This window comes from Flavobacterium sp., from assembly GCF_031363805.1.
Lineage (GTDB): Bacteria > Bacteroidota > Bacteroidia > Flavobacteriales > Flavobacteriaceae > Flavobacterium.
On sequence record NZ_JANLVD010000011.1, the window covers coordinates 1 to 14,045 of the forward strand.

The window sequence follows — 14,045 nt, forward strand, 5'->3', positions numbered from 1 at the left end:
CAAGGACGCGTCACAGACCACAGAATTGGTTTGGATGTTTTTGATATGGATGGTGTGATGAATGGAAAAATTCAAAAATTTGTTGACGAACTTCAATTGGTTAATAATATGGAAAAATTGAAGGAGAGTGAGATTTTTTAAAAAAAATAAAACGAAAGAAAAAAGATGCTAGACTCAATAAGTTTAGCATTTTTGTTATATATGTTTTAGTCTTAAATGGTTCAAAAACTTTCCTAACTTTGCATCAAACACACAACAATGACTACACAACAACTTATTAATCAAATCAAAATCAAAAAATCCTTCCTTTGTATAGGTTTAGATGTCGATTTGACTAAAATACCACAACATTTACTTCAATCTGAAGATCCTATTTTTGAATTCAACAAAGCCATTATCGATGCTACAAATGATTTGTGTGTTTCCTATAAACCTAATACGGCATTTTACGAAGCTTATGGTATACAAGGCTGGCAGTCGCTTCAAAAAACCATCAATTATATAAACGAAAATTATCCAGAAATTTTCACAATTGCCGATGCAAAACGTGGCGATATTGGCAACACATCCACCATGTATGCCAAAGCATTTTTGGAAGATTTAAATTTTGATTCAGTAACTGTTGCGCCATATATGGGAAAAGATTCTGTAGAACCCTTTTTAGCTTTTGAAAATAAACATACCATTATGTTGGCCTTAACGTCAAATGAAGGCGCTTTCGATTTTCAAACTTTACAAACAAATGGAAATCAATTGTACAAACAAGTTTTAGAAACTTCCAAAACTTGGAAAAATGCTCATAACTTAATGTATGTTGTGGGCGCAACCAAAGCCGAATATTTCTCTGAAATTAGAAAAATTGTACCCGATAGTTTTTTATTAGTTCCTGGAGTTGGCGCTCAAGGGGGAAATCTTCAAGAAGTTTGTAAATACGGAATGAATTCAAATATTGGGTTACTCATCAATTCTTCTAGAGCAATTATTTATGCTTCCAATGGAATTGATTTTGCCGAAAAAGCCAGAGAAGAAGCGTTGAAAATTCAAAACGAAATGGAACAAATACTTGAAAATTATTTCTTGTAATGAAAAGTTTAAAAGACCAACTCGGAAACACTCACAATTTCCAAACTTCTCCAAAAAGAATCATTTCTCTTGTGCCATCTCAAACAGAATTATTATATGATTTGGGTTTGGAACAAAATATTGTGGGAATTACAAAATTTTGTGTGCATCCCTATCATTTAAAATCCACAAAAAAAATAGTTGGCGGAACCAAAAAAGTCAATTATGAAAAAATAAAAGCACTCCAACCAGATATTATTATTTGCAACAAAGAAGAAAATACTTTGGAAATAGTAGAGGAATTAAGAAAGGTTTGTACGGTTTGGATAACTGATATTGTTACAATTCAAGAAAATATTCAAATGATTCATGATTTCGGACAAATTTTCAATAAACGTACCGAAGCTCAAAATTGGATCGATAAAACAAATTTGGCGCACCAAGATTTTCAAAATTTTATTAAAGAAAAACCAATTCAAAAAGTAGCCTATTTTATTTGGAAAAATCCATATATGGTGGCGGGTTCAGATACTTTTGTAAACGAATTATTAAAACTAAATCGTTTTGAAAATATATACCAAAATATAGGTCGATATCCAGAAATTCAACTTGAAAATTTAAGAACTGATGGTGATCCAGATTTGATATTTTTATCTTCGGAACCTTATCCATTTAAGGAAGAAGATGCTTTTGAAATTAGAACATTCACCCATCAAGCCAAAACTATTTTTGTCGATGGCGAAATGTTTTCTTGGTACGGAAGCCGATTGGTAAAATCTTTCGAATATTTTAAGTTGTTGAATTCGATAGTTCGATAATTCGACAATTAGATGATTCGACAGTTCGATTATTCGACTTTTAAATATATAAATTCCGTAAAATCAAACCATAGAACTCTCATTATTCGAATAATCGAACAATCAAATAATCGAATAATCGAATAATCGAATAATATATTATCTTTACAGAAAATTACAAGTTGATAAATTATACCATTTACAAAAACGAAAACAGCAATCAGTGGGTGACATTTGTTCACGGTGCTGGCGGAAGTTCGTCAATTTGGTTTAAACAGATTCGTGATTTTCAAAAACACTACAATATATTGTTGCTCGATTTGCGTGGTCACGGAAATTCAAATGAGCAAATCAAACGCGCTTTTCATAAAAAATACACTTTCAAATCTATTGCCAATGATGTTCTGGAGGTTTTGGATTTTCTCAAAATTGAAGCGTCGCATTTTGTTGGAATTTCATTGGGAACAATTGTTATTCGCCAATTGGCAGAAACCCATCCAGAAAGAGTCAAAAGTATGATTTTGGGCGGCGCCATTCTCAAAATGAATTTTCGTTCACAAATTCTCATGCGTTTAGGAAATATCTTTAAATATGTATTGCCTTATTTGGTTTTATACAAATTTTTTGCTTTTGTGATTATGCCTAATAAAAATCATAAACAATCCCGATTGTTATTCATAAACGAAGCTAAAAAATTGTACCAAAAAGAATTCATTCGTTGGTTTAAACTCACAGCTGAAATAAACCCAATTTTAAAATGGTTCCGACAAGTGGAAGTAAATGTTCCCACACTTTATGTCATGGGCGAAGAAGATTATATGTTCCTACCATCGGTCAGAAAAGTAGTGGAAAAACATTATAAAACATCAAAATTATTTGTCATTGAACATTGCGGACATGTTGTAAATGTTGAAAAGCCAGTCATTTTCAACAACCAAGTCATTTCATTTATTAATGCTACTTCATAAAAAAAGTCAGCAAATGAATACCGACTTTTCTATAACTAACCAAACAAAACTTAACTAATGTTATACAAATTTGATGAAAATTACAATCAATCAAGTTAAGCTAATGTTATTATCTATTTGATTATTAAATTTTTAACTTTTTATTTTTTATCCTGAATCGCAAAAACCTGTTTCAATAAATTTGAAGTTCTTGCAGCCAAATTGTTTCGAATATCTTTTTCCTCGACAGCAATCATTTTAAAAACGCCTTCCATTGCCTTGGTAGTTGTATAATCCGTCAAATCAGGATTCACTTTATTAACCAGCGGAATAGAATTATATTTGGTAATAATATTGGACCAAATTTTATCGGCACCCACTTTTGCATACGAATTTTTAATTACAGGATTAAATTTTCCGTACAAAGCAGTCGATGTAGAACTTTGCAAATAGCTAGTTGCCGCACTTTCATTTCCCATCAAAATATTTTTCGCATCAGTAAAACTCATATTTCTTACAGCATCCACAAATATTGGAGTCGCCTCTTTTACAGCATCTTCCGCGGTTCTATTTATCGCTCTCAAACCATCATCGGCCAGTTTGCTCATCCCAATTTTTCGCAAAGTCGCATCCACTTTTCTCAATTCTTCTGGCAACAAAATTTTAACCGCTTCATTTCTAAAAAACCCATCCGTAGCAGTCAATTTGGTTACCTGTTTAGAAATTCCGTTATTCAAAGCTTCTTTCAAACCTCCCGAAATATCCAATCCCATTTGTTGCGTTTGTGGCAATTGGTTCATGACCTGTTGCATTTCGGCACAACCAAAAAAAGGAAACAAAGCCAATAATAATATAGATTTTTTCATAAGTAAATATTTTTTTAAAGATAATAACAAAAATAAAGCCATTTTTCTTTAGAAGCAGAAACATTAAAATTTCTTTTCAACATTTCTCCCGCCATTCACTATATCTTTTGTTCGCCGAAAAGGCTTCACAAAAGGATATCGTTGCTGTCGGGGCTAAAAAGAAACTTCATTTTTTCATTTCAATATTTTTTCTCTTAAATTTAATACATCGTAAATATAGAGTTTACATCAAACACGTTAGAGTAAAATATAAAAAGACACAAATTTCACAAATTAACACCATTTAAATTAATAGCATTAGAAATTTGTAACCCGAGCGATATTGAACTGGTGAAGCAAATTCATCCCAATTATTTAGCCTAAATTTGTGGGAATTTGTGAAATTTGTGTAAACTTTTGATTTAGTTGAATACTTACAATACATTTGTGATCAAGAAAAAATCGTAAATTTGCAACTCAAAAATTATCAAATCCTCAAAATGGAACCACAAATATCCTACATTCCTAAAAATAAAGTAAGAATCGTAACCGCAGCAGCCCTTTTCGATGGTCACGATGCCGCCATAAATATCATCAGACGAATTATTCAAGCCACAGGTTGCGAAGTCATACATTTGGGACACGATCGTAGCGTAGAAGAAGTGGTAAATACAGCCATTCAAGAAGATGCTAATGCCATTGCCGTAAGTTCCTACCAAGGTGGTCACAATGAGTATTTCAAATACATGTATGATTTGCTAAAGGAACGAAACGCGACACACATCAAAATTTTTGGTGGTGGCGGTGGCGTTATTCTACCCACAGAAATCAAAGATTTAATGGATTATGGAATAGCGCGTTTGTATTCACCAGACGATGGGCGTGCCATGGGTTTACAAGGAATGATAAACGATAAAGTATCCAAATCAGACTATGTTTTGCCCGATCTTCCTGCAGGTTTGGATGTTCAAAAATCATTAAAAGAAAAAAATATTTCTACCATTGCCAGATTAATTTCTTTGGCAGAAAATCGTCATGAAGAATTCAAAAAGGTATTCAAGTTTGATGAAACAAAAGCAAATAAAACACCAGTTCTCGGAATAACAGGAACTGGAGGTTCTGGAAAATCATCATTGGTAGACGAATTGGTTCGTCGATTTTTAATCGATTTTCCAGAAAAAACCATTGGTTTAATCTCTGTCGATCCTTCAAAACGCAAAACAGGGGGCGCATTGTTGGGAGATAGAATTCGTATGAATGCGATTAATAATCCAAGAGTTTACATGCGTTCGTTGGCCACACGCCAGTCGAATTTGGCGTTGTCAAAATATGTAGCAGAAGCCATTCAAGTTTTAAAAGCGGCCGAATATGATTTGATCATTTTGGAAACTTCAGGAATTGGACAATCAGATACCGAAATTATGGACCATTCCGATGTTTCGTTGTATGTCATGACGCCAGAATTTGGTGCAGCCACACAACTCGAAAAAATCGATATGTTGGATTTTGCAGATCTAGTAGCTTTGAATAAATTTGACAAACGTGGTGCGCTTGATGCCATTCGCGATGTCAAAAAACAATACCAGCGCAACCACAACCTTTGGGACGAAAATCCAGATTCTATGCCGGTTTTTGGAACCATTGCTTCGCAATTTAACGATCCAGGAATGAATACGCTTTACAAAGCCATTATGGATAAAATTGTCGAAAAAACAGATTCAAATCTTAAATCGACTTTCCAAATTACTCGTGAAATGAGCGAGAAAATTTATGTAATTCCGCCACATAGAACACGGTATCTATCGGAAATTGCAGAAAACAATCGGAAATATGATGAAGCAGCACTTTCTCAAGTTGAAGTAGCTCAAAAATTATATGGAATTTATAAAACCATCGAATCTGTTACCAATGTCAAATTGACTTTAACAAAGTTTGGTATTAATAACGATGCTGTCATCCCGAGCGTGTCATCCCGAGCGCAGTCGAGGGACGATGAACAATTATTTTTAGATTTATTATTAAAAGAATTCGACCGTGTCAAAATGAATCTCGATCCATACAATTGGGAAATTATTCTCACTTGGGACGAAAAAGTAAACAAGTACAAAAACCCAATATACTCTTTCAAAGTTCGCGAAAAAGAAATCAAAATTGCAACTCACACCGAAAGTTTATCGCATTCACAAATCCCAAAAATAGCATTACCAAAATACCAGGCTTGGGGCGATATTTTACGTTGGAATTTACAGGAAAATGTGCCGGGCGAGTTTCCATTTACCTCAGGTTTGTATCCTTTTAAACGCGAAGGTGAAGATCCATCAAGAATGTTTGCTGGCGAAGGTGGACCAGAACGAACCAACAAACGTTTTCATTATGTAAGTGCAGGATTGCCAGCCAAACGATTATCGACAGCATTTGATAGTCCAACCTTATACGGAAACGATCCACATGTGCGACCAGATATTTATGGAAAAATTGGAAATGCAGGCGTTTCTATTTGTTGTCTGGACGATGCCAAAAAACTGTATTCGGGTTTCGATTTGGTACATGCCATGACCTCTGTTTCTATGACAATTAATGGTCCAGCGCCTATATTGTTAGGGTTTTTCATGAATGCCGCTATCGACCAACAATGTGAAATTTATATCAAAGAAAATAGTCTTGAAGTCGAAGTTCAAGAAAAAATAAATGAAATCTACAAGAAAAAAGGAAATAACCGTCCAAGCTACCAAGGTGAAATTCCAGCAGGGAATAATGGTTTAGGATTATTCTTGTTGGGTGTAACCGGAGATCAGGTTTTGCCTTTGGAAATTTATAACGAAATAAAAATCAGAACTTTGTCGCAAGTTCGAGGTACGGTTCAAGCCGATATTTTAAAGGAAGACCAAGCACAAAATACCTGTATTTTCTCTACAGAATTCGCTTTGCGATTAATGGGCGATGTACAGGAATATTTCATAACTAAAAACGTAAGAAACTTTTATTCGGTTTCTATTTCAGGGTATCATATTGCCGAAGCAGGCGCAAATCCAATTACACAGTTGGCTTTCACACTTTCAAATGGTTTTACGTATGTAGAATATTATTTGAGTCGTGGTATGAACATCAACGATTTTGGGCCTAATTTATCCTTCTTTTTCTCTAACGGAATCGATCCGGAATATGCAGTAATTGGTCGTGTGGCTCGAAAAATTTGGGCAAAAGCCATGAAAAATAAATACGGAGCCAATGAAAGAGCCCAAATGTTGAAATACCATATTCAAACATCTGGTCGTTCATTGCACGCACAAGAAATAGACTTTAATGATATTCGTACCACTTTGCAAGCTTTGTATGCCATTTATGACAATTGCAACTCATTGCATACCAATGCCTACGATGAAGCCATTACGACACCAACCGAAGAATCTGTGAGAAGAGCTATGGCCATCCAATTGATTATTAATAAAGAATTAGGATTGGCCAAAAACGAAAATCCAATCCAAGGTTCGTTCATTATAGAAGAATTGACAGATTTGGTTGAAGATGCCGTTTTGCTAGAGTTTGATAGAATCACAGAACGTGGTGGCGTTCTCGGTGCTATGGAAACCATGTACCAACGTTCAAAAATTCAAGAAGAAAGTTTGTATTATGAAACTTTAAAACACTCAGGCGAATTCCCAATTATTGGAGTAAATACTTTCCTGAGTTCAAAAGGTTCACCCACCGTAATTCCAGCCGAAGTCATTCGTGCCACCGAAATAGAAAAACAATATCAAATAGACATGTTAACCAATTTGCATTCATCAAGTGCAGAGCAGGTAGCTCGACATATTGCCATTTTACAAGATGCCGCCATTAAAAATGAAAACCTATTTGAACATTTAATGGAAGCTACTAAAATTTGTTCTTTAGGACAAATTACGAGTGCTTTGTTTGAAGTAGGTGGTCAGTATAGGAGGAATATGTAGAATTTAATTTAAAATCAACCAACTAAATAAATAAAATCATGAGCGAATACACATTAGCCAAATTAATCGAGGAAGTATCAGAAAATCCAAATGAAAATGATTTCTTCGAACTAGAAAAACCACAACTATTAGAAGTAAATTTAAACAATCAAAAAATTTACACCAAAGCAGGCGCTATGGTAGCCTACACAGGCAATATAAATTACAAACGTGAAGGAATGCTAGATCAAGGTCTAGGGAACTTACTTAAAAAAGCAATTACTGGGGAAGGCGCAAAACTAATGATTGCCGACGGTACAGGCAAATTGTATCTAGCTGATGAAGGCAAAAAGGTAAAAGTTATCAAACTGAACAATGAAGCTGTTTTTGTAAACGGAAACGATGTTTTAGCTTTCGAACAAAGCATTAAAAACGATATTAAAATGCTTAAAAGTGTTGCGGGAATGATGAGCGGCGGACTTTTTCAAGTAAAACTTTCTGGAACAGGTTACATTGCCATCACCACTCATGGCGATCCATTGTTACTAAAAGTGACTTCAGGTCAAAATGTATATACCGATCCAAATGCTACGGTGGCGTGGTCAGAGAATTTATCTCCAAATATTAAAACCAACTTATCTTTTGGAAACCTACTTGGACGAGGCAGTGGCGAATCTTTTCAACTTGAATTTAAAGGGGAAGGCTGGGTTTTGGTGCAACCTTATGAAGAAATAAAATACCAACAAAAATAATTGTAACCAATTTAATAATCATCAAATTAAATTTACAATCTAAAAAAAACAGACACAAATTTCACTAATTTACACGAATGATGATGTAAATTATTTTAGTGAAATTAAATTAATTCTTCATCTGGAATTTGTGTAAATTAGTGAAATTTGTGTAAAATTCTTCAATCTAAACAATCTTATCCAGTTTTAAATATCCAATATGCAATTGGTCATTTGGTAATGAAACTTCAGACTTAGAAATTCTCAATGAGAAGTTATTTTTATAACGCTCATTGAGAATTTCTTTTACATTATACAAATCATCAACATCAATGCCGTATTTATCATCAATGTGGGTAATAGCTCCTTGAAAACCGCAGTGTTTGTAAAAAGAAGTTTCTTTAGATTTTTTTGTGGCTTCACCAAGTGTATCAGCTACAGCTAGCATTTTATAATGGTATTCATCAAATTCATTTTCTTTGTAACCACCAAGATTGATAAAAAAAAGTTGTAAATCTTGATTAGAATTTTCAGATTTGGCAATGACCTCAATTTTATAATCATCAACCACAGTTACTTCTCGCCACACATCAACATGCATGATGCCTTTTGCTTCTGGCCAAAAAGCCTTCATTTCTGAAATTAAATCTTTCAATGAATTTGCTATTCCAAAAAACACATCATGTTGCTCTGTAAATCGTCCTTTAGGTCGGCAACCTAACATAATCATGTATAACTTCATTATTCGTCGTCTCTAGAAATACTATTATAAGATTTGTTTTTGTTTTTTTGTAAGGATACAATAACACCAACAACAAGTGATAAAGCAATAAATGCCAACGATGCCCATTCTGGAATTTCAAAGTAATCATGCAAAAGCATTTTTACGCCAACAAAGCTTAAAATGGCTATTAAACTGTATTCCAAATAACTGAATTTTTCCAACATATTAGCCAAGAAAAAATACATGGATCGCAAGCCAAGAATGGCAAAAATATTGGAACTAAATACTATAAATGGATCTGATGTGATGGCTAAAATAGCAGGAACACTATCAACAGCAAACAAAACATCCATGACTTCTATAACAATTAAAGCTACAAAAAGAGGTGTTGCAGATTTGCCTTTTTCGGTTTTTATAAAAAATTTCTCTTTATCAGTTTCAGATGTAATGGGTATTATTTTACCTAATGTTTTGTACACAAAAGAATCTTTGGGTTCAAAATCTTCATCATCTTTTCCAAACAACATTTTCATGGCTGTAAATATCAAGAAAACACCGAAAACATAAGTAGTCCAAGCAAATTTATTGATAATAATTACACCAAAAGATATCATTAATCCTCTAAAAACAATGGCGCCCAAAATTCCCCAAAACAAAACCCTGTGCTGGTATTTTTGAGGTATTTTGAAAGAGGCAAATATAATAGCAATCACAAAAATATTATCCACACTCAAGGATAGTTCTATTAAATAACCTGTTATAAATTTTAAAGCAGCGCCATATTGCGTTAAATGACTGGCATTCGCAATATAATCTGTACCGTAGAGCCAATAAATTACACCCGAAAATAACACGGAAAATGTAACCCAAATGGCTGTCCACTTACTGGCTTCTTTTGTAGTTATAATATGTGGATTTTTATTAAAAACACCCAAGTCGAGTGCAAGAATCAAAATGATTAAAACGAAAAACAATATCCAAACAATCATATTTTTTAAATTAAAAATTACGAATTAAAAATTAAAATTCTCGAATTGAGGATATTCGTTGGTTTTCAATAAAATTCTTATGCAAATATAATGCTTTTGATTTTCCTATAAAATTGAATTATAAATTTTTAGTTTTTAATTCATATTTTTAATTTAAATATTATACCCTCAAAAAAATAGGGGTAAATATTTTATTTTGATAAAAATTTATATATTTGCATAAAATAATAGGGGTTTAATCTAAAAAATAAATTTTTATGTCAACATTTCGTTTTCAAGCATTAAAAGAAGCATCAAATAGAAATCCAGTTAAATTTGAGGAAGCCGATAAAAAATCAATTATTTTTGGTTCAAATGTGTTCAATGACAAAGCAATGAAGCAGTTTCTTACTTCGGATGCGCACAAGGGAGTCAAAGATGCTGTACAACATGGTACAAAAATTGACAGAAAATTGGCTGATTATATTGCAATGGGAATGAAAGAATGGGCACTATCCAAAGGTGTGACTCATTACACACATTGGTTTCAACCATTAACCGGAACCACCGCCGAAAAACATGATGCTTTTTTTGAAACTTCTTATGATGGTAGCGATCCTGTCGAAAAATTTGGTGGAGCACAATTGGTGCAACAAGAGCCAGATGCATCAAGTTTTCCAAATGGAGGAATTCGAAATACTTTTGAAGCCAGAGGTTACACAGCTTGGGATCCGACTTCACCAGCTTTTATTTTTGGAACTACATTGTGCATTCCTACCGTCTTTATATCATATACAGGTGAAGCTTTGGATTATAAAACACCATTATTACGCGCATTAAACGCTGTTGATGAAGCAGCAACCGATGTGTGTAAATATTTTGATAAAAATGTCAAAAAAGTAACTGCAACTTTAGGTTGGGAACAAGAATATTTTTTGATTGATATTGCTTTGGCCAATTCTCGTCCAGATATTATTATGACGGGTAGAACTTTGCTTGGACATACTTCTGCCAAAGGACAACAACTAGATGATCATTATTTTGGATCGATTCCAACACGTGCTTTAAACTATATGAGAGAGTTGGAGCAAGAGTGTATGTATTTGGGAATTCCTGTAAAAACCAGACACAATGAAGTAGCTCCAAATCAATTTGAATTGGCGCCTATTTTCGAAGAGACGAATTTGGCAGTTGATCATAATTCATTATTAATGGATGTGATGCAAAAAGTAGCGGAACGTCATGATTTTAAAGTATTATTTCATGAAAAACCTTTCAAAGGTGTGAATGGTTCTGGAAAACACAACAACTGGTCAATGGCTACCGATACTGGAATTAACTTGTTAAGTCCTGGAAAAACGCCTATGAGCAATTTGCAATTTTTATCCTTCTTCATTAATACTATAAAAGCAGTAAATGATTACGAACAATTACTAAGAGCTGCCATTGCTACAGCAACAAACGATCATAGATTGGGTGCAAATGAAGCGCCACCAGCCATAATTTCTGTTTTCATTGGACAACAATTAACCAAAGTATTGGCTGAATTGGAAGGTGTTTCTGCCGGAAAATTGTCTCCTGAAGAAAAAACAGATTTAAAACTAAATGTGGTTGGAAAAATTCCAGATGTTTTACTAGATAATACAGACCGAAACAGAACTTCTCCATTTGCTTTTACAGGAAATAAATTTGAATTTAGAGCTGTTGGTTCCTCAGCAAATTGTGCCAATGCCATGACAACTTTGAATACCATCGTTGCAAAACAGTTGAAAGATTTCAAAAAAGAAGTAGACACTTTGATTGACACCAAAGACATGAAAAAGGATGATGCTATTTTTAATGTGTTGAGAGAATACATTAAAAATTCTAAAAAAATTCTTTTTGAAGGCGATGGTTATAGTGATGCATGGGAAAAAGAAGCTAAAAAACGCGGTTTGAGTAATTTTAAAACTACTCCATTGGCTTTGAAAGCGAAAGTTTCTCAACAAGCATTGGATTTGTTTAAAGAAATGCATGTCATGAATCATATTGAAGTGGAAGCAAGATATGAAATAGAATTGGAAGAATATACCAAAAAAATTCAAATTGAAGGTCGAGTTTTAGGTGATATTGCAAGAAATCATGTGATTCCAACAGCTATCAAATACCAAAATACATTAATTGAAAATGTCAAAGGATTAAAAGATATTTTTGGGGACGATTTCAAAAAAATTGGGAAAGAACAAATTGTATTGATCAAAGAAATTTCTGAACACATTGAAGGCATCAATACAAAGGTGGAAGAAATGACCGAAGCCCGCAAAAAAGCAAACGTACTTACCGATGCTCAAAAAATGGCAGAAATGTATTGCGACACTGTAAAACCTCACTTTGAAGAAATTCGCGAACACTGCGATAAATTAGAATTATTGGTCGACAATGAAACTTGGACCTTGACAAAATATAGAGAATTATTATTTACAAAGTAATCATATTATAGCTTTCCTAAAAACCCATCAAATTCCGATGGGTTTTTTTATAAACCCGCAATTCAATTATTAATTAGCCACATAACTATGTAATCTAAAATAGAGCAAAGCGACTTTTTGTATTTTGAATTCTATGTTAATCTATGTAGTTAAAATAAATTAAACTAACTTACGTGTTTAATATACATTACAATGAAATTCAAAATATATCTTTCCATTTTTATTTTTAGTTGCAATCTTACTTGGTCACAAGAACAATTTTCGGTTTATTTTGAAAGTAATAAATTTGAGTTAACAACTATCGAAAATAAGTCACTTCAAGACTGGATTTTACAAAACTCATCAAGTAAAATAATTGGAGTTTATGGTTTTTGCGATGAAGATGGTTCCGCAAAATTCAACGATACTTTGGCTTCAAAACGAATAGATTTTGTATTTCAAAAAATTAAAAATAAACTAAAAATAAGAGAAGATTTTAAAACCCGAAGTTCTGGCGAATTGCACCAACAATCTCCCATAAAGGCAAAAAACAGAAAAGTAACCTTGTTTTTTCTGAAAGAAAAAGACATTTCTCGTGAAGCTGAAATATTAGGGCTAAAACCAAAAGAAATTGCAACTGTAAAACCAACAATTTCATTTCCCGATAAAATTATAGTACAAAATCCAAACGGAACAAAATCTGAATATGCACTCAGCGTAAAATTCATGCAATCACTAAACGAAGCAAAAGTTGGTGAAAAAATGCAACTTGACAACCTCAATTTTGTACTCAATACTTACGCCGTTGTGAACGAATCTCGTGGTAAATTATACGAATTGCTGTTGGTCATGCAAAACAATCCGAACATTAAAATTAATATTAATGGGCATTTGTGCTGTATCGCAGTCGATAAAAAAGATTTATCAACCCAAAGGGCCAAAGCAGTTTATAAATTTTTGGAAATTAACAACATTGATAAATCCAGAATGAGTTACAAAGGTTTTGGAAGCACAATTCCGTTATTTACATTGCCAGAAAAAACCGAAACGGAACGCGCAGCCAACAGAAGAGTTGAAATTGAAATAGTGGAAAACTAGTTAAAAAAACTTCCAACTTCAAACTCCCAACTCCCATCTTTTTTTATCTTTGCCAAACACACAACAAACAAAATGAGTTCAGATATTTCAAAACGATATGCACTTCGAGGCGTTTCTGCATCAAAAGAAGATGTTCACAATGCCATCAAAAATATTGACAAAGGATTATTTCCAAAAGCTTTCTGCAAAATTGTACCCGATTATTTAACAAACGATCCAGATTATTGTTTGATCATGCACGCCGATGGTGCAGGCACAAAATCGTCACTGGCATACATATATTGGAAAGAAACGGGCGATTTATCAGTCTGGAAAGGCATCGCTCAAGATGCTTTAATTATGAATATCGACGATTTAATTTGCGTTGGCGCTACCAATAATATTATGCTTTCCTCGACTATTGGGCGAAATAAAAACCTAATTCCAGGAGAAGTTATCAAACAAATAATCGAAGGTACCGAAGAAATTATCGAAGAATTAAAAACTCACGGTGTAAA

The 14,045-nt window shown here is 33.4% G+C and carries 11 protein-coding genes and 1 pseudogene; 9 read left to right on the forward strand and 3 right to left on the reverse strand.

Going from position 1 to position 14,045, the window contains the following annotated elements; genetic code table 11:
- The 4 genes and pseudogenes from RMN92_RS00535 to RMN92_RS00550 form a co-directional block, all read left to right on the forward strand.
- Positions 1 to 141, forward strand: a pseudogene (locus tag RMN92_RS00535) (peptide chain release factor 1); the annotation flags it as partial.
- A gap of 117 nt (positions 142 to 258) precedes the next feature.
- On the forward strand, positions 259 to 1,083 hold the full coding sequence (pyrF, locus tag RMN92_RS00540) for an orotidine-5'-phosphate decarboxylase (protein WP_309607508.1): 825 nt from the start codon (positions 259 to 261) through the stop codon (positions 1,081 to 1,083).
- Positions 1,083 to 1,880: a helical backbone metal receptor gene (locus RMN92_RS00545; RefSeq protein WP_309607509.1), complete on the forward strand. Its 798-nt coding sequence runs from the start codon at positions 1,083 to 1,085 to the stop codon at positions 1,878 to 1,880. The genes pyrF and RMN92_RS00545 overlap by 1 nt, the downstream gene beginning before the upstream one ends.
- 161 nt (positions 1,881 to 2,041) lie before the next feature.
- Positions 2,042 to 2,827 carry an alpha/beta hydrolase gene (locus RMN92_RS00550; RefSeq protein WP_309607510.1) on the forward strand — a complete coding sequence of 262 codons (786 nt, stop codon included), beginning with the start codon at positions 2,042 to 2,044 and terminating at the stop codon, positions 2,825 to 2,827.
- A 140-nt stretch (positions 2,828 to 2,967) separates the two neighbouring features.
- On the opposite strand, the gene RMN92_RS00555 is transcribed toward RMN92_RS00550, so the two are convergent.
- Entirely contained in the window at positions 2,968 to 3,672 is a 705-nt protein-coding gene (locus RMN92_RS00555) for a DUF4197 domain-containing protein (RefSeq protein WP_309607511.1), read from the reverse strand.
- A gap of 479 nt (positions 3,673 to 4,151) precedes the next feature.
- Between RMN92_RS00555 and RMN92_RS00560 the strand changes: the two genes are divergently transcribed.
- Together RMN92_RS00560 and RMN92_RS00565 are read left to right on the forward strand one after the other, a co-directional pair.
- Positions 4,152 to 7,601, forward strand: a complete 3,450-nt coding sequence (locus RMN92_RS00560) for a methylmalonyl-CoA mutase family protein (RefSeq protein ID WP_309607512.1) — start codon at positions 4,152 to 4,154, stop codon at positions 7,599 to 7,601.
- A 38-nt stretch (positions 7,602 to 7,639) separates the two neighbouring features.
- The gene (locus RMN92_RS00565) at positions 7,640 to 8,332 is read left to right on the forward strand and encodes an AIM24 family protein (RefSeq protein ID WP_309607513.1); all 693 of its coding nucleotides are present in this window, start codon (positions 7,640 to 7,642) and stop codon (positions 8,330 to 8,332) included.
- A 166-nt stretch (positions 8,333 to 8,498) separates the two neighbouring features.
- Here the strand turns inward: RMN92_RS00565 and RMN92_RS00570 are convergent, their stop codons facing one another.
- Entirely contained in the window at positions 8,499 to 9,053 is a 555-nt protein-coding gene (locus RMN92_RS00570) for a DUF1543 domain-containing protein (RefSeq protein WP_309607514.1), read from the reverse strand.
- Positions 9,053 to 10,024, reverse strand: coding sequence for a TerC family protein (locus tag RMN92_RS00575; RefSeq protein ID WP_309607515.1), 972 nt, complete (start codon positions 10,022 to 10,024; stop codon positions 9,053 to 9,055). The genes RMN92_RS00570 and RMN92_RS00575 overlap by 1 nt, the downstream gene beginning before the upstream one ends.
- Positions 10,025 to 10,281: 257 nt before the next feature.
- Here RMN92_RS00575 and RMN92_RS00580 point away from each other — a divergent pair, with 257 nt between their 5' ends.
- The 3 genes from RMN92_RS00580 to RMN92_RS00590 all read left to right on the forward strand — a co-directional run.
- Complete coding sequence (locus RMN92_RS00580) at positions 10,282 to 12,471, forward strand: glutamine synthetase III (RefSeq protein WP_309607516.1); 2,190 nt, start codon at positions 10,282 to 10,284, stop codon at positions 12,469 to 12,471.
- A 192-nt stretch (positions 12,472 to 12,663) separates the two neighbouring features.
- On the forward strand, positions 12,664 to 13,548 hold the full coding sequence (locus tag RMN92_RS00585; protein ID WP_309607517.1) for an OmpA family protein: 885 nt from the start codon (positions 12,664 to 12,666) through the stop codon (positions 13,546 to 13,548).
- 72 nt (positions 13,549 to 13,620) lie between these two features.
- Positions 13,621 to 14,045: AIR synthase related protein (locus tag RMN92_RS00590; RefSeq protein WP_309607518.1), on the forward strand; the 425-nt coding region annotated here is incomplete at its 3' end.